Genomic DNA, 24,175 nt, shown 5'->3' on the forward strand with positions numbered 1-24,175 from the left:
AGCCTGATGCTGTAAGAAATTTCCCCGCTTTGGATAACGCCGCGGATCTCAAGGAGATCATTGTGCCGTATATCGTGGTCTGACCCCGATATCCCCCGATAGCCCCCAGAAATTCGGTCGGCGCAGGACCCGGAGTTGCAACCGGGTGACCGTTTTCTAATGCAAGCCACTACAAGTAGACAGGGATGCCGTCACCATGAACAAAGGCTTCTACCATGCAGACAAGCGCCTGCACCTCAGCCCTTCGTACTCGCTGGCACCAGGCCTGGTAAAAGTCTGTGGCGTCGTGGTGCTCAAGGAGTCGCGGTTATCCCCGGTGAATGGCTTGCCCTGTGCGGGGTACTCGATACGAATCGAGGAAAGTTACCGCAACAGTGTCGACAAGGACGAATGGAGGACGGTATTTACCGACGTACAATGCAGCAATTTTGCCCTTAAAGATGCCCACGGCACTGTGGATATCTTGGCTGCGGGCATTGATCTGTTCTCAGGCCAGGTGCCAGAACCGGAGGACTATCGATACATAGCGGGGGAGGGACACCGCCAGCAGGGCGAGGTTCTCTTGAGCGAAGGTCTGGAGGTACTCGTGATTGGCACCGCGATCCAGCGTAACGGCAAAACCGTGATTGCCCGGGGCGAGCAAACCGATACGGTGTTCGGCGTAGAACGGCTGCGCAATGTGAACAACTACCGTATTGCTGTCCCGGCCTGGCGAGCCCTTGGTTTGTGTGGCGTCTTGGTGGCGTTGTTCAGCCTTGCGCTGCAGGTCATTGATCCAGCGCACTGGGCCCAGTGGCAGTTGCCCAGCCGCGATACGTTCCAGCAGATGAGCGCATTGGGGCCGTTCTACGAATGGGTGGCTTTTTTGTATCAGCGCCAGGGTTCGTCGCTGCCGTTGATGGCTGCTTTCGGTTGGACGGGGATGGTTTTATTGCTAATGGGGGCCGCCCGGTTGCTGCTCTATCGAGACATTCAAAAGGTGGTGCAGCCCATACTCATCGCCTGGTGGGGGGTGGGTAGCATCGGTGGCGCTCTGGTGACCTGGGCGCTGGTGGTTCTTGAGTTCGATCCATTCAAGATCTTTTTGATCTGGCTGAGTGTGATCATCGTTGCCCTGGGCTTTTCGATCACCCAACAACGGGCATTTCGGGCGATGGTAGCAAGCATCCTCAAAAGCGAATCACCCTAAGGAAACTCTGCGCGAAACCCTCTGATGGTGCGACGTGATAGCGTATATCGTGGTCTGACCCCGATATCCCTATTCTTTTTGGGCTCAGTTGAGCGGCGATTTACCTATTGGGTGGGGGCCAAAGCAAAGAGCTGATAATAACTATACTGGGGTTAATAGGAATACAGCTTTGCATGGTATTGATAAGGGTTACTCCACTGAGATAAATAGCTTAAAAACTTTTTCGCTAATTTGTCATATCACCGGGCTTCTCTCTGCTATGGAAGATGAGCAAGATTTCGTACTGAGGGAAGCGCATTAAAAATCCTTGCGAGTTAATAGAATGGACTTTTTTGGATGGGCTTTCAGCAATATACCGGTAGCGGCCTGGGCGGCAGCTGGTACGATTTTCGGTGCCTGCGTTGCGTTCATAGCGACGTTGATTTCGAATTTTGGAAATAGCAATCGCTTGAAAATACAACTTGCGCATGACGCTAAAGAAAAAAATATTGATCGGATGAATACTTTGCGCAAGGAAGTCTATTTGACTGCGGTAGGAGAGATATCAAGAGCTACTAGCTATTTGTCTTCTTTGCCAAGTAAGGATCTTTCTAAAACTAATATATCGGACGATCTTCAAGGGCTATTTATTGCGGCCGCGAAACTTTCTCTTGTTGCGTCGACCGCCACGCAAAAAGCGATCGATACATTGGGTGTCGCATACTCAAGTCTCATATTTGTATTGGTTCAGCGTATGGGTCCACTTCAGGAGGCATCAAATGAGATTGCCTTGTATGACAGACTTTATGAAGAGACGATGACTGACGTAAGAAGGGTTATAGGTGAATTGACCAGGTTCTCCGAAGGGGCTCGTACTGAAGAACTTGTTAATCAGGCCCTTCATAATTCATTTGAGTTCTTTAGTGGTCAGTCAAAAAAATTTAACGAACAAATGCGCGTGGCATATGCTGAATTTAATCGACTCACTGAATTATTTAATAAGCAGCTGTTTATAGATATGGCGCCTGTCGCGGCGCTTCAGGTTGAAGTCATGATTTCAGTTAGGGCTGATTTAGGAATTGATACGGATGATGCTGAAATTAGGGCTCGGCAGAAAAAACACTGGGGGCAAGTTGTTTCCTCTGCGGAAGAAGCACTAGAGAAGATGAAAAAGCAATAACTTCAGTTTTTAAGCTACCCAAGACGGCACCACCAGGACTGTGCGTAGGCACATCCGTCGATGTACTCAATCACGCTCAATACAAAACCTGTTGGCGCCACTCCCGACAGGGGGTATCGGGGTCAGACCCCGGTGCCTTAATGTAGTCGCGGAGGACGTCCATCGCCAGATAGGTCGCAGTCTGGCCTTTGGTTTTGGCCAGGTCAGCGAGAGAGTTGGACAGGTCTTCCAGGAGGTTCAGGGAGATTCCAGTCATGGCTGCCTCGATGGTGGATGGTTGTAGGGCATCTTACACCGCGGAGCGCTGGCTTGAATCAGCAGGTCGTCGCTGTGTGTATCCGGAAGTGATTTGTTCCATTTCACTGCCGGAGTATCGTGGTCTGACCCCAATATCCTCCTTAGCTTGGGAAGCTTGTAGCTTCCCAAGCCTTTCTTTTTAATGCTCTAGACTCTGCCCAGTAGTTGGGACCGTGGCGTATCGTGAAAGGAAGTGTACGAGACAGGGAGGAGTGTCTGCATATTGGGAAACTTCTGAAAGAAAATTATCTTTAGATAGATTAATTCTGATTTTTGGTTTTTCCCCCTCTTTAAACTGTGTTGAGTTGATGTCTGATTTTATTGCCAAGAGGTAAAGGCGCATAAAGTCCGCACAGTTTTTTCCTCTGAGGCTTAATATTGGGTCTTGTTCAATTAGTGTCGTTTTAGATTCTTGAAGTGAAGTTGCACATAAGTCAGAATTTTTCAAGTGTCCAAAGACAGATGATATGTCATTTGGGTCGTAGTTGATTTTTATGTTTTCGAGCGTTATGTTTATAAGGTCGTTTGTGTTGATCGATTTTATGCTCATCTTAAGCGGCGTGTCGCCTTTCTTGCACATTATATAGTTGGTTTTTGCCCATACATTAAATTCGAGTATTGCAGCTGTAAAATCTTTTTGTACTCTCTTGAAAAGACTTATGTATCGAGAGTAAAGGTGTTTAAGTTCGTTTGCGGATTTTATATTGAATTCTGCAGATAAAACTTTTTTTAGGCATGCAAGAGAAAAGTAGAAATTTTCTACTGCGTACCCTGGAGTGGAGTAGATTTTGAGTGGGTCAGGGTTGCCAAAAACATCATCGTAATCTTTGTCAACGAAACATAGATATTTATAGGTTGAGTAAAGGACGTGGTCTTTGATGGTTTCAAATAGCTCTAATGCTGGAGTTCTTCCTCCAGTGTTGATGCATTCCCAGTTTTCGTTGTTTAGGATTGCATGCAATCTACCTGAGTAATATTTTTCGTCTTCTCCTTCAAAAATACAGACAAGCAAATCTGGGTTTTCCCCAACTATTCGCATGAACTCCATAAATTTGGTGGAAAACTCTTCTGCATCCTGTGCCATTTTTTCCACTCTGTTCATTACAGTTCCTTAATGAAAGAGCTGAGGTCTACAGTTTGAGACTTCAATTTATTATGAAAGATAAAGGGGGAGTGAGTCGTTGCGAAAAGGAAGGAACATTTCCCAGAGTTCAAAATATCTGGGAGTAATGTCTTTTGCCATTCAATAGATAAAGAAAGTTCTGGTTCGTCAAAAAAAATCCCTAAGTTGTCTTGCTTGTGAAGATAGAGTCTAGAAAACAAGGAGGTTATCTGTTTTTCTCCTGAAGATAAGGTCTCAATTTTTACATCGCGGAGATTCTTTTTTCTTACAATGTCGACTTCAACTTTGCTTTCGTCGTAACGTAACATTTTGTCGCCTAGGTATTTGTTGCATACGGCGCAGAACTCTTGGAGGGCTGTATCATTTTCACGCTGTTGTTCATATACCTTTACTAGGCTTGAAATAAAATATATTAAGTGGTCGTGACCCTTGGTTATATCTTTTGTTTTTATTAGCTCCAGGATTCGTTCCTTGCTGCTAGTTGAAATATTGTTGCCGACGCGATCCAGGACGATTTTTACTGCCGCAGGACTTTGAATGCTGTCCAACATGTGTTGTTCGATAATTAATCCATCTACGAGTTGGTTAAGCATTTGGCCGTTGACTTTCGAAAACCACTCTACTGAGGAGCTAAGAATTTCCTTAGTGATTTGTTTTATTCTTGCGTCAACATCACCCATGCCAAAGTTAATAGCTTGATTGAGAAAGGCTTTGTCGCCTTTTTCTTCGTCGCTGGATAAGTTTCGCAGGTCTTGCTCTACGCGTCTGTAAGTTGGTAGGTAGAGCACGTCAAATGGTATTTTTGCCTTTATAGCTTCTAGCGTCTCTTTAATATTTAGAAGATATCCGCTAGCCTCGTTCGCCTCTGCTAAGGCTCGAATCACTCTTATTGTGTGTGAAGGTGAGAGACCTATTGTTTGAGTCACACGATGAAAAAGTTCGGAACGGCGAGTGTGGCCTTCACCATAAGTAATAAAGCCTTGTATTAGTTTTTCCATGGACTCTCTACCTAGCTTTGCGTAGAGATATTTGGATGCTTGACTATCGGCGTCTTCATTGAAAGAAAAGTCTAATTCAGGTTTTTCTATTTTGAAAATTGCGCCATCGGAAAACTCTAGCTCCATGGACTTGAAGTCTATTTTGTGTAGTCTTGGTATATCGCTTGTAACGAGTGCGTATAAGGCGTTCAGTACTGTGGTTTTGCCGTATCCATTTTCGGCTACGATAATTCGCGTGTCTGTACCAAATGGAATATCGATATCGCGCTCTCCATATAAGCCATTAAGCGCAAATCGTTTGAATAAAGATATTAGTAAAGATCCTTCTATTTTTTCTGGATAAGCTTTATTTTGTAAATTTGGGTTATCAGGTTCTTCTTTCTTAGCATATATAACGGCGATTAACTGCTTGTCATAGTCAACTGCACCATTAGAGAAAGCTAAGCATAGCAGCGGCTGTATGCCTGACTCGAGCCAAATTAGGCTATTTTTTCTGACTGGTAGGGACAAGATCAACGGGAGAGGAAGCTTCGGTGGTACAAAAATGGTACGGGGTGTTCAATGCGGCCGTAACCGCCAGTATTTACTGGGGGTTGGCTGTTAGTTTGTGCTATCCATCATCGGGACGATTCACAGAGTAATGGAGTGATCTCGGGAACTGGCTAAAATCCACGGGGAAATTTCCCACGCTTTTCTCGGCTTGCCCCTCAGACCTCCCCCCGCTAACCTCCCCAAACCGCTGGCAAACCAGCGGCCGGATGTGGAAGTCCGTACCAAGCTAAGACGCAATCGTCACAAACACCTACCGGCGTTTTTTTACGTCTGTATCATGTGTTTCGGCGGCTGTGCGCGGGGCACTTCGGTGCGCCGGGTCCTTAGCCCTGGTCTTCCACACCTGCGTACGGCTGCCACCCTCATGTGGAAGTGAGATTGGCAGTTCCTGAACAGTTAAGGAGCTTCGCCATGTACAAGGTCACACCTAATCCGCCTCATGCCTCAAACGCTGAACCCACTGATGCCAAGCTGCAAGCTGCAGCTCAGCGCGCTATTCATCATTACCTGCCCCCATCTGACGACACCGCCCCCGCCGACCACGCAACCAATAACCTATTCCTAGTCAGCCCCAACATCGACACCGAAACCCTCCTAGCCAACGCCGCCGAAAATCTCGATTCCGCCAACCAAATGGCCGCCACTCTGGCCTTCGACCTGGAAGACCCGCACCGCGCCATCATCCTCGGCATCCAACAACTCATCGACCTAAGCGCTCTACTCGTCGCCCGCGCCCAAGAGCAAGTAGCGCCTGCCGCCAGCCCAGCCACCGCCTGACCCCAACCCCGCCGCCTTACCCCAAGGCGGCAACCTGAACCCATGCTGTCACCGCGCAAAATTTCATAATCCCCAGTGCCGTTGAGGTCTACGATCCTCTTCAAGAGAGGACCCCCGCGCCTCCAGCCCATAGGGAACTGAAAACATGATCTCGAACCTGGTTAAAGTCGTGATGATTGCTGGCACGTTGCTGTTGGGCGCTTGTTCGACGGGGTCGTCGGGCGGGAGTGGTGACCCTTGTTTCTCGGGGGGATGCCAGGCGTTTGGGGACCATAGCCCGAGCAAGGCGGCCAAGATGAGTTTTGGTGGCAGTGGGTTGGGGAGTAGTTATGGGGAGTATGGGTCGGGGTTGTTGCATGATTATTGAGGCAGTGATGGTCAGTCAGTTGTGTGGTGACTGACCCACTGCTATCGGGAGCAAGCCCCCTCCCACATTTGCTCTGTGGTGGGGGAGGAGGTGTGTGTGATTAGTGGCCGCCTTTCATGCGGCGGGCGATGAGGTAGATGCCCAGGCCGGCCAGCGCTGTTGCGGCGCCGATGTAGCCGGTGCTGGTCCAGCCGTAACCCGCCGTAATCGCCATGCCGCCAAACCACGGGCCCAGCGCGTTCGCCAGGTTGAATGCTGCGTGGTTGGACGCCGCCGCCAGGCTCGGGGCTTCGTGGGCGATGTCCATCAGGCGGATTTGCAGCGGTGCGGCCAACGCCACCATGGTGCCGACCAGGCCCATGCTCAGTAGCACGCCCCATAGCGACGATGCCGCGAAGGGGAAGAACAGCAGCACGGCTATCGACCACACCAAGATCAAGCCCACCGCGCGAAATTGCATGCGGTCAAACAGCTTGCCGCCGGCAATGTTGCCGATGATGCCGCCCACGCCAAAGGCGGCGAGGCCGAAGGGAATCCATTGTGGCGAGACTTTGGTCACTTCGAGCATGGTCGGGGCGAGGTAGCTGAAGACGCAGAACATCCCGGCAAACCCAACTGCGCCAATCGACAGTGCCATCCACACCTGCGGTTTGGTGAAGGCGCGCAGTTCTTTGCGTGGGTCGCTGCGCGGTTCGTCGCGGCGGTCGGGGACGAATTGCCAGACCAGGAAGAGGGTGCACACGGCGATGGCGCTGACCAGCGCGAACGCCGAGCGCCAGCCCAGGTGTTGGCCGAGGAAGGTGGCGATGGGGTTGCCGAGCAGCATGGCCAGGGTCAGGCCCATCATCACGCGGGCCACGGCGCCGGCGCGTTTGTCGTTGGGCACCATGCTCGAGGCGACGACGGCGGCGATGCCGAAGTAGGCGCCGTGGGGCAGGCCGCTGATAAAGCGGAAGGCCACCAGCGAACCGAAGGTCGGGGTGAAGGCGGTGGCGAGGTTGCCCAGCGCGTACAGGCCCATCAGCAACAAGAGCATGTGTTTGCGCAGCAGCTTGGCGCCGAGGATGGCCAGCAGCGGGGCGCCGACCATCACGCCCAGGGCGTAGGCGCTGATGGCGTGGCCGACTTGCGGTTCACTCAACTTCAAATTGTGGGCGATGTCGGGCATCAGGCCCATGATGGCGAATTCGCCGGTGCCGATCGCGAAGGCGCCCACGGCCATGGCAGCTTCCATTTTGGCGGCGCTGCGCGCGGGCAGTACGTGCCCGGGTGTTTGCTGGATAGTCATGGGTAACTCTGTGTGGGTGAAGTGCACGAAGGACCGCCGCCGATGCTACGCAAGCAGCGGCGAAGGTGTCTAGAACAGCCTTGAACGCGAGAGTTCCACCCGATTGCTACCCTGTGACCCCACGTCGCGCTCGCTCGGCTTGACAGGAGCGGGGAAAAGTCCTGTTTTAGTGCTGTCAATTGGCCAAACGACGCATAAACGCTGTTTAGCGTGATATTCTGCGCGCCGTCTTGGTCTAGTCTTTCCCCGGTGCGTACACCCGTATACGTCCCGGCGGTTGGCTGTTGCCCAGGTAGCTGAAGCCAATAATGATAAGAAGTCAGCGCAGAAGGGACATAAAAGTGAGGTCGATACGTCGGCCTTGTGTGCCCACCCTGCGGTCCTTACGTGAATGTGCAAACCCCCGCGGTGCGCTGCCTGGCGCGGCGTGATAGAGGGTTGCCCATGCTCAGGGGCAGTGGGGCGGATGGCGTTTTATCATAGGTGCTACTGATGTTTAAAAAAGTAAACACTGCCCTGCTGGGGCTGGCTTTGTCGATGGGGATCACCTCCGTTCACGCGGAAGAGGCAAAGAAAGTCGATGTGCTGCTGATCGGCGGCGGCATCATGAGTGCGACCCTGGGTGTATGGCTCAATGAGCTGCAGCCGGACTGGTCGATGGAGATGGTCGAGCGCCTCGATGGCGTGGCCGAAGAAAGCTCCAACGGCTGGAACAACGCCGGTACCGGTCACTCGGCCCTGGCTGAGCTGAACTACACCCCGGAAGACAAGAACGGCAACGTTGAGATCCCGAAAGCGGTCGAGATCAACGAAGCGTTCCAGATCTCCCGTCAGTTCTGGTCCTGGCAGGTCCAGCAGGGCGTGCTGAAGAACCCGCGTTCGTTCATCAACTCCACACCGCACATGAGCTTCGTGTGGGGGGATGACAACATCAAGTTCCTCAAAAAACGCTACGAAGCCCTGCAAGCGAGCCCGCTGTTCGCCGGTATGCAGTACTCCGAAGACCCGGCGCAGATCGCCAAGTGGGTTCCGCTGATGATGGAAGGGCGTGACCCGAACCAGAAAATCGCGGCCACCTGGACCCCGATCGGCACCGACGTGAACTTCGGCGAGATCACCCGCCAGTTCGTTGCTCACCTGCAAACCACGCCGAAGTTCGACCTGAAACTGTCGAGCGAAGTGCAAGACATCACCCGTAACGCCGACGGTTCGTGGCGTGTGAGCTACAAAAACCTGAAAGACGGCACCAAGACCGAAACCGACGCCAAGTTCGTGTTCATCGGCGCGGGCGGCGGTGCACTGCACCTGCTGCAAAAGTCGGGCATTCCTGAAGCCAAGGACTACGCTGCCTTCCCGGTCGGCGGTTCGTTCCTGGTGACCGATAACCCGGCCATCGCCGAGCAGCACATGGCCAAGGCCTACGGTAAGGCTTCGGTTGGCGCGCCACCGATGTCTGTGCCGCACCTGGACACCCGCGTGCTGGATGGCAAGCGCGTGATTCTGTTTGGCCCATTCGCGACCTTCTCGACCAAGTTCCTGAAAGAAGGCTCGTACCTGGACCTGCTGACCAGCACCACTACCCACAACATCTGGCCAATGACCCGCGTCGGTGTGCGTGAATACCCACTGGTCGAGTACCTTGCTGGCCAACTGATGCTGTCGGATGACGACCGCTACAACGCCCTGAAAGAGTACTTCCCGAACGCCAAGAAAGAAGACTGGCGCCTGTGGCAAGCCGGTCAGCGCGTGCAGATCATCAAGCGTGACGAAGAGCAGGGCGGCGTCCTGAAACTCGGTACCGAAGTGGTCAGCTCCGCCGACAACTCCATTGCAGGCCTGTTGGGTGCATCGCCAGGCGCGTCCACCGCGGCTCCGATCATGCTGACCGTGCTGCAAAAAATCTTCAAGGACAAGGTGGCGACCCCTGAGTGGCAGGCAAAGCTGCACCAGATCGTACCGAGCTACGGCACCAAGCTGAACGACAGTCCTGAGGCTGTTGCCAAGGAATGGGCCTACACGGCCGGCGTCCTGCAACTGACCCCACCGCCTGCGATTCCGCAGTTGACCGCACCAAAGGCGACCCAGGCCACCGAGGCTGCCAAGCCTGCGGCTGAGCCGAGCAAGCCGGCGTCTGACCTGGCGCTGTAAGCCAAGCCTGATGTTAAAAAGCCCGCTGAACCGGTAACGGTCAGCGGGCTTTTTGTCGGCAGGTGTTCAGGCGCGAACGCGCTCGACCGCCGGCAGTTCAACCGTGCGTTCGGCCGCTGCCAGCGCCGCCTTTAAACCTGCTTGGTCCAGTGGCACGCAATAGGCGGGTTTCGCCCGTTCAAAGCGCCAGCTTTCATCCAGCCCACCGGCGTCCACGGCGTCGAAACCGAGTTCGTCGAGCAGGCGGACGACGTGCGCCTTTGCCGTGGCGTCATCGGCGGCCACCGGCAGTGCACGGCGGTCGGGTGCGCCATGGGGGCGGGCGTCTTGCGTCAGGTCCGGCGCAAAGATCGCATTGAACACTTTCACCACGTGTGAATGCGGTAAGTGCTCGGCGAGCAGCCGGCTGGTGGTGGTTTCAAAGCGGTCCAGCACCGGGATATGCCCATCGCGGTTCGGGTAGTAATTGTTCGCGTCCAGCACCGTTTTGCCTTCCAGCCAATGCGCGGGCACGCTGCGGTAGTGTTCCAGGGGAATCGCCACCAGCACCACGTCGCCAAATTGGGCGGCGTCTTCAGCACTGCCCACCTGAACGCCCAGTATGCCGCTGAGCACGCTGCTCATGGTTTGCGGGCCCCGGGAGTTGCTCAACATCACTTCATGCCCGGCAGCCAGTGCGAGCTGTGCCACAGCACGTCCGATAAAACCTGCTCCAATCACGCCGATCTTCATGGCCTTGCTCCTCGTAAATCGTAGAGCGGCTATGATGATTCGCTACTAACTGGCGATAAATGAGTGTTTCGGTTTGGGTGTTGTTACTGGGAGTAGGGAATGATGGACCGCCTTTCAAGCATGAATGCCTTTGTGGTGGCCGCCGAGTTGGGCTCTTACGCACGTGCCGCCGAGCGCTTGGGCCTGTCGGCGCAGATGGTGGCCAAACATGTTGCCGCGCTGGAGCAACGCCTCGGCGCCCGTTTGCTCAATCGCACCACGCGTCGGCAAAGCCTGACCGAGCTGGGGCACGCGTACTACGAGCGTTGCAAACATATCCTGACGGAAGCCGAGGCTGCCGATTCACTGGCCCAGATCATGAACGACACACCGCGCGGAAAGCTGAGAGTCACTGCCCCGGTCACCTTCGGCTCCTACAGCCTGATGCCGCTGATTACCGCCTTTTTGCGCGACAACCCGGACGTGGAAATCGACCTGCACCTGACGGATCGTTTCGTTGACCTGGTGGAGGAAGGCTATGAGGCGGCCTTCCGGATCGGCCCTCTGGGCACCACTGGCTTGACGGCCCGGCCGCTGGCGCCTTATCGGCTGGTGGTCTGCGCAGCGCCGGCTTACCTCGCGGTGCGGGGCACACCGCAACTGCCGGCGGACCTTGAGCAGCATGAATGCCTGGGCTACGCCTTCTGGTCACGCCCGGCGGATCGCGAGTGGGTCTTCCACCAAGGCGCGACGCCTTACAAGGTGCAGGTTGCCAGCCGTCTTCAAATCAATGAAAGCAGGGCGTTGATGTCGGCGGCACTGGATGGGTTCGGCATCGTTCTCGGCCCCGAAGACTTCCTGCGCACCGCGTTGGCCAAAGGCGAATTGATACGCGTGCTGCCGGCGTTTGAGGCGCCCAGCCGATCCATGCACCTGGTTTACACGGCCAACCGGCAGCGCACCGCCAAGTTGCGACGATTTGTCGAGGCGGTGCTGGCGCGCTTCGGCGCGGCGTGAGGGCTTAGCGGTGGACACCGTGGGTAACCCGCTCATCCCGTGACCCGTGACCCATGTGGTGATCGCCCGGCGGAGGCTCGTACGCCTGAAACAACCGACTGTCGTATGCACGTGTTGAGGCCCATGGGTTCAGCAATCCGACAGACATCACCTGTTAAAAAGAACCCAGAGCCAAGCAGGAGCGAAGCTGCAAAAAAGGGGCATTTTTTCTGGTGCAAGTGCTGGGCGTTAGCGCCCGAGGATTTTGTATGTTGCTACGTTATGCGGCATTGGCGGCAGTAGTCGTCGCGGCGTCCGGGTGTGTGCAAGAGCGCGTCGTGCATGAGCGCGGGCCGGTACAGCGTGAGTACGTTGAAGTGGTTGCGCCACAACCGCCGCCGGTCCAGGTCATCGAAGTCGAGCCGGCTGCGCGCTACGGCTATGTATGGTCGCGCGGTTACTGGCGTTGGCAAGGCGGGCGATACGTTGCGGTGCACGGCCATTGGGAGCAGGTGCGCGAAGGTTATCGCTATGTGCACCCGCACTGGGTGCAGCGTAATGACGGCTACCACTGGCAGGGCGGTGGTTGGGTTCGCTGAGGCCAGTCCGAAACAACGCCTAGATCGGCTTCTGGGTGCCCAGCAGCCGTACCTCCCGCAACAGCGCGGCACCGAGTTGCTCGGTGCCGAGTTCCTTGTAGCCCACGGCCTTGATCTCGCCGTTCTCTTCCGCCTGGATGATGATGATCACCGGCGTTTCCTTGCCCGTGGCTTCGTCCACGTGCAGGGCGTACTGGGGAATAGCCAGCTTGATCGGCGTGCCTGCCGCCTTGCCTTGTACATTGATCAGAAACGCCGCACAGCCGGTGTCGACGTCCACGCTGGTGGCGGAGCGGCCGCTGACGAAGCAGGTTTTCGGCAGGTCGGGCCAGGCGATGGTGTCGGCCAGGACGAGGGTCGGCGCGAGGGCCAAGGCAGCGAGAAGAAGCGTGCGCACGTGGGTCTTTCTCTCGATCAAAGGTAGAAGCGGTTTTTACCAAAGCCGGTCATTTGCCGCAACGCTGCCGTTCAGGCCAACCGTTTCATTCCGGTTGCTTTGCCTGCGGTAATGTCAAAGGTCGCGGTGTATTCACAGCCTGCTGCATGGGCGCAGCGTTCTATCAGGTAGTCGGCAAACTCGGCTTTGCCCGCGGTGAATCGTCGGAGTGCCTGCCAAATGATCTCGGCATGTTCGACGGTCAATTCACGGGTTCGCAACAGCGTTTCCAGCACGGTTACCACGTCGCTTTTGGCCGATTGGTAGCAGCTTTGTAAAACCCATACCAATTCCACCACGGACACCAGGCTGACAAAGCCCGGCGAAACGCTGGTGAGCGATTCGATCAGCGCCGAGGCCTTGGGTGATTGAACCGGATCATCCTGGGTGACATAGCGCACCAACACATTGGTATCCAGCCCGATCATCCCGCGTTTGCTCCCTGTGCGGCGATGGCGTGGTTCATGTCTTCAATAGACACCGCATTGGCAGGCTTGCGGATAAGGCCCTTGAGGTCCAGTACGGTTTTGCTCGCGGCAATGATGGAAAACTTGCCGTCTTCCGTTTCGACAAATTCAACCCGGTCGCCTGTTTCCAGGCCGAGCGCCGTGCGGACCTGGACTGGAATGGTGATTTGCCCTTTTGAGGTAAGTGTGGCGGTTGCCATAGTGAAGGTCTCCATCGTGATATTCCTTACCGTAGGGTAAGGGGTGATGAAGGACAAGATCCGTTGGTCCATAGGTCGCTCTACTGGTGGGAGTGGATGGGAACAGGTAAAACCCTAGCCCCAAGTCTGCGTTTTCACACGGGGTCCTCAGCCCCAAAGAGATACAAGCTATGACTGATCGCCGCCTCATCATTCCGCCCGCCATGCAACCCATTGTCGAGCGCGCCGGCTACGTGCCTGCGGTAAAAGTTGGCAACACTCTTTACTGCGCGGGCCAGGTCGGCCGCACGCCGGAACTGGCCGTGATTGAAGATCCCGAGGCGCAATTCGTCGCCGCCTGGCAGAACCTGCGGCAGGTGTTGGAGGAGGGCGGTTGCAGCTTCGACGATGTGGTAGACATGACCACGTATCACGTGAACATGAGCCAGCACATGGCGGTTTTTCGCGAGGTGAAAAACCGCCTGTTTCCACGCGGGCATTGCGCCTGGACCACGATCGGGGTGTCCGAACTGGCACACCCCGGCCTGCTGGTGGAAATCAAATGTGTGGCAGTGCAGCGCTAGACGCTTACTGAACCACTCGATAGCACGGCACATACGCCGCGCCGCCCGGCAATTTCATGCGGTGTTGGGCGACAAACGCCTGCAGCAGCTCGTCCAGCGGTTTCATGATGGCCGGGTCGCCATGGATCTCATACGGCCCGTGCTGTTCGATCAGGCGAATGCCCTTGTCCTTGACGTTGCCGGCCACAATCCCCGAAAACGCGCGGCGCAGGTTGGCCGCCAGTTCGTGGGGCGGCAGCGTAAGGCTCAGTTGCAGGCCGGCCATGTTTTCGTGAGTCGGGTCGAACGGGCGCTGGAAGCCTTCGTCGATCTTGAGCAGCCAGTTGAAGTGGAACGCGTCGTTGCGCTCGCGACGGAACTGTTTCACGGCCTTGAGCCCGGCGGTCATCTGGCGGGCCACTTCGGCCGGATCGTCGATGATGATCTGGTAGTGCGCCTGCGCCGCTTCGCCGAGGGTGGCGCCGACGAACGCATGCAGTTGTTGCAGGTACGGCGCTGCGTGCTTGGGCCCGGTGAGGATGACCGGGAACGGCACATCGCGGTTGTCCGGGTGCATCAGGATGCCCAGCAGGTACAGGAACTCTTCGGCCGTGCCGGCGCCGCCCGGGAAGATGATGATGCCGTGGCCGACGCGCACGAAGGCTTCCAGGCGTTTTTCGATGTCCGGCAGGATCACCAGCTCGTTAACGATGGGGTTCGGGGCTTCGGCCGCGATGATGCCCGGCTCGGTCAGGCCCAGGTATCGGCCGCCGGTAATGCGTTGTTTGGCGTGGGAAATGGTCGCGCCTTTCATCGGACCTTTCATCACGCCGGGGCCGCAGCCGGTGCACACGTCGAGGCTGCGCAGGCCCAGTTCGTGGCCGACTTTCTTGGTGTATTTGTATTCTTCGGTATTGATCGAGTGCCCGCCCCAGCACACCACGATTTTCGGCTCGACGCCCGGACGCAAGGTGCGGGCGTTGCGCAGCAGGTGGAATACGTAGTCGGTGATGCCTTGGGAGTCGCTCAGGTCGATGCGCTGGCTGCCCAGCTCGTTCTCGGTGTAGACGATGTCGCGCAGGGCGCTGAACAGCATTTCGCGGGTGCTGGCGATCATTTCGCCATCGACGAACGCGTCGGCCGGTGCATTCAACAGTTCCAGGCGCACGCCGCGGTCCTGCTGATGGATGCGCACTTCAAAGTCTTGATAAGCGTCGAGGATGGTCTTGGCGTTGTCGATATGCGCGCCGGTGTTGAGGATGGCCAGGGCGCATTGGCGGAACAGCGTGTAGATGCTGCCGGTTCCGGCTTCACTCAGTTGCTGGACTTCACGCTGGGACAGGGTTTCGAGGCTGCCCTTGGGGCTGACGGAGGCATTGATGACTTGACGTTGGGGCATTCTGATTCCTTGAAAACACAGCCACCGCACCCGCCATGGGCGGCGGTGGCTGGAGAATGGTGAGCGCCGAACTCGGTCGCACGAGACGGTTAGTCTGGCAGGCATGGGGCCATGCGCAAACTCCGTCCAGCACCATCATGCCGCAGAACTTACTGAATCAGCTTCCAGTTTTTGTAGAAAACCCGACGCAGGGTAAAGACCAGCCCGGCAAAGCCCGAGATCACGGCATTGAGCACTGACGGCAGCAAGGTCGGACGAACGATGTCAATGAACAGGCAGTAACGTTTTGCGTCGTTCTTGTTGAAGGACGCATGCATCAGCGTGTCATCGAAGATAAACAGCGGGTCGTCGTGCCAGTAGTGCTTGTGCTTGCCCACCTGGATGTAAACACCCTCATGGTGAGGCGCCGGCGCCATGTTGTAGAGCACGCGGAACATCATGCGCAGCGGGCCGAAGTGGAAGGACGTCGAGCGGTTTTCGTTGAACACCGACACGCCGATGGTCTTCACAAACGGCAGTTTCTTGCGCAGTTGCGGGATGTCCAGGGTGGTTTCAATCGGGCGGCCGTACCATTGGAAGAACAACATGCCGCGTTTTTTCTCGGCCATGCGCTCGTCCAGGTAGCTGATGATTTCATCCTTGTTGGCCATGGCGTCGTCGATCACCTGTTGCAGGTCTTCACGCCAGGCCGGCGGCAGATCGCGCATGGTGTAGACGTGGCGGTTGCGCAGGCTCAGCAGGTCGAACAGGGTGTTGAACGGCGCCAATATCCAGGTATTGCGGCCATTGCCCACGAAGTACTTCTTGATGGTGTCGCGGTCATACAGACCGTTGCGCAGAAAGTCATAGATGCCGCAGAACAGTACCAGCAGCAGAAATACCAGGCTGGTGCGTGGGAAGCAGTAGATGAACAGCAGAACGCCGAGAACCCAGGCGACTGAGACCAGTTTTTTTTGAACAGCACTTTTACTCATGAAGCGAGGCTCCGGACCGGAAACAAGGCGAAACAATCCCGCCATGATAGTGGGTTATCACTGCGCTGGGCGTTTTAAATATTGCGAATTTGTGAAGGCCCGACACAGTTCTTAACCCCACGGTGCGGCGTGCATCGGGTTTTGTTGATTGGATTTTGTAAACAGAAGATTTGCGTCTATCGTGACGCTTCGGTTTTTCGGACGTCATAGACCGGTACGATTGAAGTTGAATGGCCACTATTGGCCTTCGGCACCTTGGAAGAGGCAGAAATTTTATGATCATCAAACCGCGGGTTCGTGGCTTTATCTGTGTGACCGCTCACCCTGTTGGCTGTGAAGCGAACGTCAAGGAACAGATCGACTACGTAACCCAGCATGGCGCCATTGAAGGCGGCCCGAAGAAGGTGCTGGTCCTCGGCGCTTCCACCGGTTACGGCCTGGCCGCGCGCATCAGTGCTGCGTTTGGCTGCGGCGCCGACACCCTGGGTGTGTTTTTTGAGAAAGAAGGCGAAGAAGGCAAGCTGAGCTCCGCCGGCTGGTACAACAGCGCGGCGTTCGAGAAGTTTGCCGTCGAAAAAGGCCTGTACGCCAAGAGCATCAACGGCGACGCGTTTTCCGACGAGATCAAGCGCCTGACCATCGAAACCATCAAGAAAGACCTGGGCAAGATCGACCTGGTCGTTTACAGCCTGGCCGCGCCACGCCGTACCGACCCGCAAGGCGTGGTGCACACCTCCACCCTCAAGCCGATCGGCAAGGCCGTGACCTTGCGCGGTATCAACACCGATAAAGGCGTTGTGGTCGACACCACCCTCGAGCCTGCGACCCAGGAAGAAATCGACGGCACCGTGAAAGTCATGGGTGGCGAAGACTGGCAGCTGTGGATCGACGCCCTGCGTGATGCGGACGTGTTGGCCGAAGGCGCCAAGACCACCGCGTTCACCTACCTGGGCGAGAAGCTGACCCAGGACATCTACTGGAACGGCTCGATCGGCGAAGCCAAGAAAGACCTGGACAAGAAAGTCCTGACCCTGCGCGACAACCTCGCTGCACTCAAGGGCGATGCCCGTGTGTCGGTGCTCAAGGCCGTGGTCACCCAGGCGAGCTCGGCGATCCCGATCATGCCGCTGTACCTGTCGCTGCTGTTCAAAGTGATGAAAGAGCAGGGCACCCACGAAGGCTGCATCGAGCAGGTCTACGGCTTGTTCAAGGACAGCCTGTACGGCATGGCGCCGAAGCTGGACGCCGACGGCCGCCTGCGCGCCGACCTGGCCGAGCTGGAACCTAAAGTCCAGGACGCCGTAGCAGCGCTGTGGAATCAGGTGACCGACGACAACGTCAACGAGATCAGCGATTTCGCCGGCTACAAGGCTGAATTCCTGCGCTTGTTCGGCTTTGAAATCGACGGTGTGGACTACGAAGCCGATGTGAACCCGACCGTGAAGATCAAGGGCTTAGTCCAAGCCTAAACACGGTCAAAAAAATGTGGGAGCTGGCCTGTGTGGGAGCCGGGCTTGCCCGCGATAGCATCGCCGCGGTGTAACGCATACACCGAGGTGACTGCATCGCAGGCAAGCCAGCTCCCACACCAGCCGCTCCCACATTTGCCTTATGTGAATCGGAACCCTCCTACATTCCTTCGCGCTCCCACCCTCGCTCACAATCTGCCAGACTCCTGCGGCTATCAAGCCACGCCAACGGAGGATCTGATGACGATTCGTGCAGTAGTTTTTGATTTCGGCGGTGTCCTGTTCGACTGGAACCCGCAGCACCTCTACCGCAAGCTGATTACCGACGATCACGAGCGGAAACACTTTCTCGAGACCATTTGCACCCAAGCCTGGAACACCGAGCAGGACGCCGGCCGCAGCCTGGCCGAAGGCACGCGCCAGCTGATCGAGCAATACCCGCAACACGAACCTCTCATCCAAGCCTATTACGAGCGCTGGCACGAGATGTTGCGCGGCTCATTGCCGGAAGGCGTGGCCATTCTCGAAGGTCTGCATCACGCCAATATGCCGTTGTTCGGGCTGACCAACTGGTCGGCTGAAACCTTCCCTTATGCGCGGGCCAACTACCCGTTCCTGCAATATTTGCGCGACATTGTGGTCTCGGGCGAGTTGAAGCTGATCAAGCCGGACCCCGCGATTTATCACGCCAGCCTCGCCCAGGTACGTGCCCATCTGCCGGATATTCAACCCAGTGAAGTCGTGTTTATCGACGATGTTGCCGGCAATATCGACGCCGCTGTCGCACTCGGCTGGCTGGGCATTCACCATGTGTCGGCCGAGCGTACTGCGGCACGTTTGCGTGAATTGGGCGTGAGCTTCTAGCGCGCCCATTTTTCCATGGCGAAATCCACGAAGGCGCGCAGTTTGGGCAGGCGGTAGCGGTCCTGTCGGTAGAGCAGGTGCATGGGGCGGCAGGGCAGTTGGTAGGTGGTTAACAAGGCCACCAGCTTGCCGCTCTCCAGGTCCGGTTGCACCAGGGCATCGGCCAGCATGATGATGCCCATGCCGTTTACGGCCGCCTGGCGCAAGCCTTGCGAGCTATTGATGGTCAATGAGCCGGACACCGGAACCTCAACCTCGCCTTCCTCGCCGGTCATGCGCCACAGTTTGTCGGTGTCACGCCAGTTGTCGTTCGCCGGGTAGGCGAACGCCAGGCAGTCATGGTGCTGCAGGTCGTTGGGTGTCTGCGGCGTGCCGCGTCGCGCCAGGTACTCAGGTGATGCGCAAAGGGTCAGGGTGTAGGCCTGCATGGGCCGGGCGATCAGGCTGGAGGTCTCCAGCTCGCCGAGTCGGATCGCCACGTCGAAGCCGCTGTCGACCAGGTCCATCCGTTCGTTGCTCAGCACCACATACAGGTTGATCAGCGGGTAGCGCTGGGAAAATTCGCTCAGGGCGGGCGTCAGGCGTTCGGTGCCGAATACCGGGGGCGCGGTGATCCGCAGGCTGCCTTTGGGGGTTTCGCTGTGGGCCTGCTCCGCCAGCAGCTCGGAGTCGGCCACCAGCCCCAGCACCTCCAGGCAACGCTGGTAATACTGCCCGCCGAACTCCGTGAGGCTTTGTTTACGGGTGGTGCGCTTGAGCAGGCTGACCCCCAGCCGTTGTTCCAGCGCGCGCAAATGATTGCCGACCATGGTGGTCGACATCCCGCATTCCTGCGCGGCGGCGGTCATGCTGCCGGCCTCCACCACTTTCACGTACACCGACATCGCCTGGAACAGATCCATTATCAAGCCCTGGTTTAAAGTCATTGCAGGAATGTGCAGTTTATCCAGCTCAGGTGGCTAACGATACTTCACCCATCCCAACGATGCACTGGAGCCTGCCACCATGACTGCCGCCTGCCTGATGACCACGTATCAACCCTTGGCCCTGAGCTTCACTCGTGGCCTGGGCACGCGCCTGTGGGACCAGCAGGGCCGTGAATACCTCGACGCGGTGGCGGGTGTGGCGGTGACCAATGTCGGGCATTCCCACCCCAGGCTGGTGACGGCCATCAGTGAACAGGCGGGCCTGCTGCTGCACACGTCCAACCTCTACAGCATTGACTGGCAGCAGCGCCTGGCCCAGCGGCTGACGCAATTGTCCGGCCTGGACCGCGCGTTCTTCAACAATTCCGGCGCCGAAGCCAACGAGACGGCGCTGAAACTGGCACGGTTGCATGGCTGGAAAAAAGGCATCGAAGAGCCGTTGGTGGTGGTGATGGAAAACGCGTTTCACGGGCGTACCCTCGGCACCATGGCGGCCAGCGACGGGCCTTCGGTGCGCCTGGGCTTTCAGCGTTTGCCGGGGGATTTTCTCAAGGTGGGTTTTGGCGATCTGGCGGCACTGGAAGCGCTCACTCACGCGTTCGGCCCACGCATTGCGGCGGTGCTGCTGGAACCCATCCAGGGCGAAAGTGGCGTGATACCCGCGCCGCCCGGCTACCTGAAAGCCCTGCGCGAGCATTGCTCGCGCCACGGCTGGCTGATGATGCTGGATGAAATACAGACCGGCATCGGCCGCACCGGCACCTGGTTTGCATTCCAGCATGAAGGCATTGTTCCGGACGTGATGACCCTGGCCAAAGGCCTCGGCAACGGCGTGCCCATCGGCGCCTGCCTGGCACGCGCCACGGTGGCCGAGTTGTTCACGCCGGGCAGCCACGGCAGCACGTTCGGCGGCAACCCGCTGGCCTGCCGCGTGGGCTGCACCGTGCTGGATATCATTGAAGAGCAGGGCTTGCTGCAGAACGCTGCGCAACAGGGCGCGCGCCTGCTGTCGCGGTTGCGGGTGGAGTTGAGCGAGCATCCGCAGGTGGCGGCGATTCGTGGGCAGGGTTTGATGATTGGCATCGAACTGGCCCGCCCGTATCGCGACCTGGCCCAGCGTGCGGCTCAGGAGCACGGGCTATTGATCAATGTGACGCGTGGCAAAATCATTCGCCTGCTACCGCCGCTGACGCTGGATGCCAAAGAGGTCGAGATGATCGTGCGGGCCATTACCCGCTTATTGGACTGAAACCCGATCAACTGTGGGATCTGGCTTGCCTGCGATAGCGATCTGTCTGTGCCAAATGTAGGGGCTGGTACACCGCTATCGCCGGCAAGCCAGCTCCCACAGTTGAGCTGCGTGACTTTCATCCATCCGGGCCATTCAGCCATTCCTGGTTCATCGTCTCGGTATCGCCCAGATACTCCAGCAACCACGCCATTGCCGGGGACAGCTTGTTCTGTGCCCAGGCCACGCATGACGGGCTGGCCGGGAACGGCCGGCTTAATTGCAATGCCACCAGCTCACCGCGCTCGATCCACGGCAACACCTGATGCGCCGGAGCCATGCCGACACACAGGCCATCGCGCAGGCAATCAATGGCCGAGGCCCAATTGGGCACCACCAGTCGGCGTTGGTTATCCAGGGTCCAGGTATCGCGCTTGGGCAGGTTGCGCGAGGTGTCGGTCATGCAGAGTGAGGCGAACGGGCGCAGTTGGTCGTCACTGAGCAAACCCGCCACCGTCGCCAGCGGGTGCTTCGCGCTGACCACACACAGCCAGTTCAACAACCCCATGTCGCGAAACGTGAAGTGGCTGGCCACCGGCACCGCGCTGGTGGCGCCGATCACGATGTCGGTGCGCTCATCGGCGAGGGCGTCCCACACGCCGTTGTACACCTCGTATTCCAGCATTAATTCCACTTCGGGAAACTGCCGATAGAAATCCAGCACCAGTTGCCGACAGCGCTGGGGTTTGACGATGGAATCCACGGCCACCTTCAATTGGCCGCTCCAGCCATTCGCCACCTGCTGGCACAAACGTCGTGTGCCGAGCATTTTTTTCATCACGCCGCGGGCTTCGTCTATAAATAAACGGCCGGCCGGGGTCAGTTCTACGTCGCGATGGCGCCGCACAAACAATGGCACCGCCAGCCATTCCTCAAGCTGGCGCACCGTGTAGCTGATGGCCGACGGCACGCGATGCAGTTCTTGCGCGGCGGCGCTGAAGCTGCCGTGGCGCGCCACGGCATCAACAACATCCAGCGAGTATTCAGACCACATTAAAGGTGCCTTCAAAATATTTGATAAGAGTGTCCAATTATTATCGCTTCACACAGAAACTGTCAGCTTCATAATGGGCGCCAGTCAGCAAATAGTTTGATGGCAGGATTAACAAGGCTTCAATGAAAAATTCTTTTGGTTTTACCTGGTATCTGGCGGGGCTGAGCATGCTCGGTTATCTCGCCATGGACATGTACTTGCCGGCGTTCGGCGCAATGGGCGAGCAGTTACAGATTGGTGCGGGCGCCGTGGGCGCCAGCTTGAGCATTTTCCTCGCCGGGTTTGCGGTGGGGCAGTTGCTGTGGGGGCCGTTGTCCGATCGCCTGGGGCGCAAGCCGATCCTGGTGACGGGCTTGAGCCTGTTTGTGTTGGGTTGCCTGGGCATGTTCTGGGTCGAAACGGCGCCGCAACTGTTGGCGCTGCGCTTTATGCAGGCAATTGGCGTGTGTTCTGCCGCTGTCAGTTGGCAGGCGTTGGTGATTGACCGCTACCCGGCCGACAAGGCCCATCGCGTGTTCGCCAGCATCATGCCGTTGATGTCGCTGTCGCCGGCCCTGGCGCCGCTGCTGGGCGCGATGGTGTTGAATCACTTTGGTTGGCAGGCGATCTTCGGGGTGTTGCTGGGCGTATCGCTGCTGTTGCTGCTGCCGACGTTGTTCCTGCGCAAGATGCCGAAACGTCGGGCAGAAGAGGGCGAACCTTCGCGCCTCGGCTATGGGCAGTTGCTGACCTCCCGTGTGTTTACCGGCAACGTGATGATCTTCGCCGCGTGCTCGGCCAGTTTTTTCGCCTGGCTGACCGCTTCGCCCTTCATCCTCGGCGATATGGGCTACAGCCCGAACGACATTGGCCTGAGCTACGTGTTGCCGACCTTGGCTTTTCTGGTGGGTGGCTACAGTTGCCGCAGCGCGTTGCAGCATTGCCAGGGCAAAGTCTTGCTGCCGTGGTTGCTGGTGGCTTATTGCATCAGCATGGTGGCGCTGTACCTCGTCGCGACCTTGACCGTGCCGACCCTGACCACCTTGCTGATTCCCTTCTGCCTGATGGCCTTGGTCAACGGTGCGAGCTACCCGATCGTGGTGGCGAATGCGCTGATGCCCTTTGCGGAAAATTCCGGCAAGGCCGCTGCACTGCAGAACACCCTGCAACTGGGGCTGTGCTTTCTGAGCAGCTTGCTGGTGTCGTCGATGATCGACCAGCCGTTGCTGATCACCGTGATCGTGATGCTCGCCACCGCGCCATTGGCCGTGTTGGGTTACTGGCTGGCGCGACCGAAGGCAGACAATTCGGAACTGGCTAACGCTTGAGCTGATGTGGGAGCTGGCTTGTCGGACCGCCGAACCGCTGCGATTGTATCGACTCGGTGCTCCTGATGTATCGAGTTGACCGCATCGCAGGCAAGCCAGCTCCCACCGTTTGATTCGGTTTCTCCCGTGCTAGAACGTCACTTCCATATTCACCGTCGGCGTCGATGTCCGCGTGCCCAGCCCGCCATCCACGCCGAACTTGTTGTGCCAGTATTCATAACCCACCCCGAGATACAGGTTCGGCTTCACGCTTTTACCGGGCCGAACCGCCACCATCAGCGCGGTGCGCATCAGGGTTTCCGGCGCGGTGTCGCGGCCATGGTAGTCCTCGCCCTTGTCCCCGACGTAATTGATAAACCCCTGGAATTTCGCCGCGTGGTTGGCGATTTCAAAGGGGCGCAGCCACGTCAGGTTGAGCATGTAGGTGTCGTCGAAGGTGTGGTTCGACTCTTGTGCGCCGGGGATGCCGGTGTGGTTCCTTTCCTTGTAGTACATCAGGCTCAGGTCCAGCACGCCGACAGTGTTGAACTTCAAGGTCGGGCCGATGACGAGTGCGCGCTTTTTGGCTGAGGCAACGTTGTTGTTGCGGTTGGCGTCGAAGCCCAGGGTCAGGGCGTAATCCTTGATCAGCCCGGTGCCCAGCGGCACATCAAATACCCGTGAGGCATACAACTGGTGCCGGTACACCGCGTAGACCTCGCTGCCACCCCGGTCGGTGCCCTTGCGCGGGTCATGGCTGTCGGACAGGAACACATCGAGGTTCAGATAGTTGCTGCCGTACTGGTAGCCGCTGGCGTGGGTAAAGCTGTAGATGCGCTTGCTGAAATCGTCGGGGTTATTTGGATTGGTGAGGTGTTGGCCGTAGCGAAATCCTGCGCTGTTGTTCATCCATTCCACCGCGACAGCCTCCCCACCGCCGAGAAGGGTCAATGCAACGGTTGCGCCCTGTAATGCCTTTTTCATTGTTTCAGGTCCTTTGGCGTTCTGGCTCATGACGGCCGAATTGTTTTTGTAACGCCGACGGAGGGTATCTTGTTCGATTGATTGTATACAACTCTATGGACACGCAGTCCAAACATTGCATACAGTGCTAGCACAACAAAAA

Annotated in this window: 24 protein-coding genes and 1 pseudogene; 12 read left to right on the top strand and 13 right to left on the bottom strand. The window is 57.1% G+C overall.

Annotated elements, in window-relative coordinates:
• The first annotated feature begins 196 nt into the window (after nucleotides 1-196).
• Together ACLBW8_RS14780 and ACLBW8_RS14785 are read left to right on the top strand one after the other, a co-directional pair.
• Nucleotides 197-1,189: a hypothetical protein gene (locus ACLBW8_RS14780; RefSeq protein ID WP_447805665.1), complete on the top strand. Its 993-nt coding sequence runs from the start codon at nucleotides 197-199 to the stop codon at nucleotides 1,187-1,189.
• 322 nt (nucleotides 1,190-1,511) lie between these two features.
• Nucleotides 1,512-2,348, top strand: coding sequence for a hypothetical protein (locus ACLBW8_RS14785; protein ID WP_447805666.1), 837 nt, complete (start codon nucleotides 1,512-1,514; stop codon nucleotides 2,346-2,348).
• A gap of 136 nt (nucleotides 2,349-2,484) precedes the next feature.
• Here the strand turns inward: ACLBW8_RS14785 and ACLBW8_RS14790 are convergent.
• The 3 genes and pseudogenes from ACLBW8_RS14790 to ACLBW8_RS14800 form a co-directional block, all read right to left on the bottom strand.
• Nucleotides 2,485-2,604, bottom strand: a pseudogene (locus tag ACLBW8_RS14790) (CopG family transcriptional regulator); the annotation flags it as partial.
• Nucleotides 2,605-2,784: 180 nt separating this feature from the next.
• Nucleotides 2,785-3,747 carry a DUF4435 domain-containing protein gene (locus ACLBW8_RS14795; protein ID WP_447805667.1) on the bottom strand — a complete coding sequence of 321 codons (963 nt, stop codon included), beginning with the start codon at nucleotides 3,745-3,747 and terminating at the stop codon, nucleotides 2,785-2,787.
• Complete coding sequence (locus ACLBW8_RS14800) at nucleotides 3,747-5,276, bottom strand: AAA family ATPase (protein WP_447805668.1); 1,530 nt, start codon at nucleotides 5,274-5,276, stop codon at nucleotides 3,747-3,749. The genes ACLBW8_RS14795 and ACLBW8_RS14800 overlap by 1 nt, the downstream gene beginning before the upstream one ends.
• 453 nt (nucleotides 5,277-5,729) lie before the next feature.
• Here ACLBW8_RS14800 and ACLBW8_RS14805 point away from each other — a divergent pair, with 453 nt between their 5' ends.
• Nucleotides 5,730-6,095 (top strand): DUF6124 family protein, encoded by a 366-nt coding sequence (locus ACLBW8_RS14805; RefSeq protein ID WP_447805669.1) that lies wholly within the window; start codon nucleotides 5,730-5,732, stop codon nucleotides 6,093-6,095.
• A 145-nt stretch (nucleotides 6,096-6,240) separates the two neighbouring features.
• The gene (locus ACLBW8_RS14810) at nucleotides 6,241-6,462 is read left to right on the top strand and encodes a hypothetical protein (RefSeq protein WP_447805670.1); all 222 of its coding nucleotides are present in this window, start codon (nucleotides 6,241-6,243) and stop codon (nucleotides 6,460-6,462) included.
• A gap of 100 nt (nucleotides 6,463-6,562) precedes the next feature.
• Here ACLBW8_RS14810 and ACLBW8_RS14815 read toward each other — a convergent pair whose 3' ends face one another.
• Entirely contained in the window at nucleotides 6,563-7,750 is a 1,188-nt protein-coding gene (locus ACLBW8_RS14815) for an MFS transporter (RefSeq protein ID WP_447805671.1), read from the bottom strand.
• A gap of 492 nt (nucleotides 7,751-8,242) precedes the next feature.
• Here ACLBW8_RS14815 and mqo point away from each other — a divergent pair, with 492 nt between their 5' ends.
• Nucleotides 8,243-9,898 (top strand): malate dehydrogenase (quinone), encoded by a 1,656-nt coding sequence (gene mqo / locus ACLBW8_RS14820; protein WP_221294240.1) that lies wholly within the window; start codon nucleotides 8,243-8,245, stop codon nucleotides 9,896-9,898.
• 66 nt (nucleotides 9,899-9,964) lie between these two features.
• Here mqo and ACLBW8_RS14825 read toward each other — a convergent pair whose 3' ends face one another.
• Nucleotides 9,965-10,630 carry an NADPH-dependent F420 reductase gene (locus ACLBW8_RS14825; RefSeq protein WP_447805672.1) on the bottom strand — a complete coding sequence of 222 codons (666 nt, stop codon included), beginning with the start codon at nucleotides 10,628-10,630 and terminating at the stop codon, nucleotides 9,965-9,967.
• A 99-nt stretch (nucleotides 10,631-10,729) separates the two neighbouring features.
• On the opposite strand from ACLBW8_RS14825, the gene ACLBW8_RS14830 reads away from it, so the two are divergent.
• Both ACLBW8_RS14830 and ACLBW8_RS14835 read left to right on the top strand, forming a co-directional pair.
• Nucleotides 10,730-11,626, top strand: a complete 897-nt coding sequence (locus tag ACLBW8_RS14830) for a LysR family transcriptional regulator (protein WP_447805673.1) — start codon at nucleotides 10,730-10,732, stop codon at nucleotides 11,624-11,626.
• A 248-nt stretch (nucleotides 11,627-11,874) separates the two neighbouring features.
• Nucleotides 11,875-12,204: a YXWGXW repeat-containing protein gene (locus ACLBW8_RS14835; RefSeq protein ID WP_128591954.1), complete on the top strand. Its 330-nt coding sequence runs from the start codon at nucleotides 11,875-11,877 to the stop codon at nucleotides 12,202-12,204.
• Nucleotides 12,205-12,223: 19 nt separating this feature from the next.
• Here the strand turns inward: ACLBW8_RS14835 and ACLBW8_RS14840 are convergent, their stop codons facing one another.
• The 3 genes from ACLBW8_RS14840 to ACLBW8_RS14850 all read right to left on the bottom strand — a co-directional run bounded on the left by ACLBW8_RS14840 (nucleotide 12,224) and on the right by ACLBW8_RS14850 (nucleotide 13,322).
• Entirely contained in the window at nucleotides 12,224-12,601 is a 378-nt protein-coding gene (locus tag ACLBW8_RS14840; RefSeq protein ID WP_447805674.1) for a hypothetical protein, read from the bottom strand.
• A gap of 71 nt (nucleotides 12,602-12,672) precedes the next feature.
• The gene (locus tag ACLBW8_RS14845) at nucleotides 12,673-13,068 is read right to left on the bottom strand and encodes a PIN domain-containing protein (protein WP_262667374.1); all 396 of its coding nucleotides are present in this window, start codon (nucleotides 13,066-13,068) and stop codon (nucleotides 12,673-12,675) included.
• Complete coding sequence (locus ACLBW8_RS14850; RefSeq protein ID WP_447805675.1) at nucleotides 13,065-13,322, bottom strand: AbrB/MazE/SpoVT family DNA-binding domain-containing protein; 258 nt, start codon at nucleotides 13,320-13,322, stop codon at nucleotides 13,065-13,067. Before ACLBW8_RS14850 ends, ACLBW8_RS14845 begins: the two co-directional genes overlap by 4 nt.
• Before the next feature lie 155 nt (nucleotides 13,323-13,477).
• Here ACLBW8_RS14850 and ACLBW8_RS14855 point away from each other — a divergent pair, with 155 nt between their 5' ends.
• Nucleotides 13,478-13,870 carry a RidA family protein gene (locus ACLBW8_RS14855; protein WP_064451462.1) on the top strand — a complete coding sequence of 131 codons (393 nt, stop codon included), beginning with the start codon at nucleotides 13,478-13,480 and terminating at the stop codon, nucleotides 13,868-13,870.
• 4 nt (nucleotides 13,871-13,874) lie between these two features.
• Here ACLBW8_RS14855 and ppnN read toward each other — a convergent pair whose 3' ends face one another.
• Both ppnN and ACLBW8_RS14865 read right to left on the bottom strand, forming a co-directional pair.
• Nucleotides 13,875-15,248 carry a nucleotide 5'-monophosphate nucleosidase PpnN gene (gene ppnN / locus ACLBW8_RS14860; RefSeq protein WP_064451463.1) on the bottom strand — a complete coding sequence of 458 codons (1,374 nt, stop codon included), beginning with the start codon at nucleotides 15,246-15,248 and terminating at the stop codon, nucleotides 13,875-13,877.
• A gap of 149 nt (nucleotides 15,249-15,397) precedes the next feature.
• On the bottom strand, nucleotides 15,398-16,222 hold the full coding sequence (locus ACLBW8_RS14865; RefSeq protein ID WP_053255076.1) for an aspartyl/asparaginyl beta-hydroxylase domain-containing protein: 825 nt from the start codon (nucleotides 16,220-16,222) through the stop codon (nucleotides 15,398-15,400).
• Nucleotides 16,223-16,497: 275 nt separating this feature from the next.
• Here ACLBW8_RS14865 and fabV point away from each other — a divergent pair, with 275 nt between their 5' ends.
• Nucleotides 16,498-17,691 carry an enoyl-ACP reductase FabV gene (gene fabV / locus ACLBW8_RS14870; RefSeq protein WP_447805676.1) on the top strand — a complete coding sequence of 398 codons (1,194 nt, stop codon included), beginning with the start codon at nucleotides 16,498-16,500 and terminating at the stop codon, nucleotides 17,689-17,691.
• A gap of 240 nt (nucleotides 17,692-17,931) precedes the next feature.
• Entirely contained in the window at nucleotides 17,932-18,555 is a 624-nt protein-coding gene (locus ACLBW8_RS14875; RefSeq protein ID WP_447805677.1) for an HAD family hydrolase, read from the top strand.
• Here ACLBW8_RS14875 and ACLBW8_RS14880 read toward each other — a convergent pair.
• Nucleotides 18,552-19,457 (bottom strand): LysR family transcriptional regulator, encoded by a 906-nt coding sequence (locus ACLBW8_RS14880; protein WP_447805678.1) that lies wholly within the window; start codon nucleotides 19,455-19,457, stop codon nucleotides 18,552-18,554. The two genes, ACLBW8_RS14875 and ACLBW8_RS14880, sit on opposite strands and share 4 nt — an antisense overlap.
• Before the next feature lie 103 nt (nucleotides 19,458-19,560).
• Here ACLBW8_RS14880 and ACLBW8_RS14885 point away from each other — a divergent pair, with 103 nt between their 5' ends.
• On the top strand, nucleotides 19,561-20,730 hold the full coding sequence (locus tag ACLBW8_RS14885; RefSeq protein ID WP_407017984.1) for an aspartate aminotransferase family protein: 1,170 nt from the start codon (nucleotides 19,561-19,563) through the stop codon (nucleotides 20,728-20,730).
• A gap of 118 nt (nucleotides 20,731-20,848) precedes the next feature.
• Here ACLBW8_RS14885 and punR read toward each other — a convergent pair whose 3' ends face one another.
• Complete coding sequence (punR, locus tag ACLBW8_RS14890; protein WP_447805679.1) at nucleotides 20,849-21,763, bottom strand: DNA-binding transcriptional activator PunR; 915 nt, start codon at nucleotides 21,761-21,763, stop codon at nucleotides 20,849-20,851.
• Between the two features lie 122 nt (nucleotides 21,764-21,885).
• On the opposite strand from punR, the gene punC reads away from it, so the two are divergent.
• Nucleotides 21,886-23,070, top strand: a complete 1,185-nt coding sequence (punC, locus tag ACLBW8_RS14895) for a purine nucleoside transporter PunC (protein ID WP_064451469.1) — start codon at nucleotides 21,886-21,888, stop codon at nucleotides 23,068-23,070.
• A 129-nt stretch (nucleotides 23,071-23,199) separates the two neighbouring features.
• On the opposite strand, the gene ACLBW8_RS14900 is transcribed toward punC, so the two are convergent.
• A complete protein-coding gene (locus ACLBW8_RS14900; protein ID WP_447805680.1) occupies nucleotides 23,200-24,033 on the bottom strand; it encodes a nucleoside-binding protein in 834 nt (277 codons plus the stop codon).
• Nucleotides 24,034-24,175: the final 142 nt, after the last annotated feature.

It is taken from the genome of Pseudomonas sp. M5A4_2d (assembly GCF_053345295.1).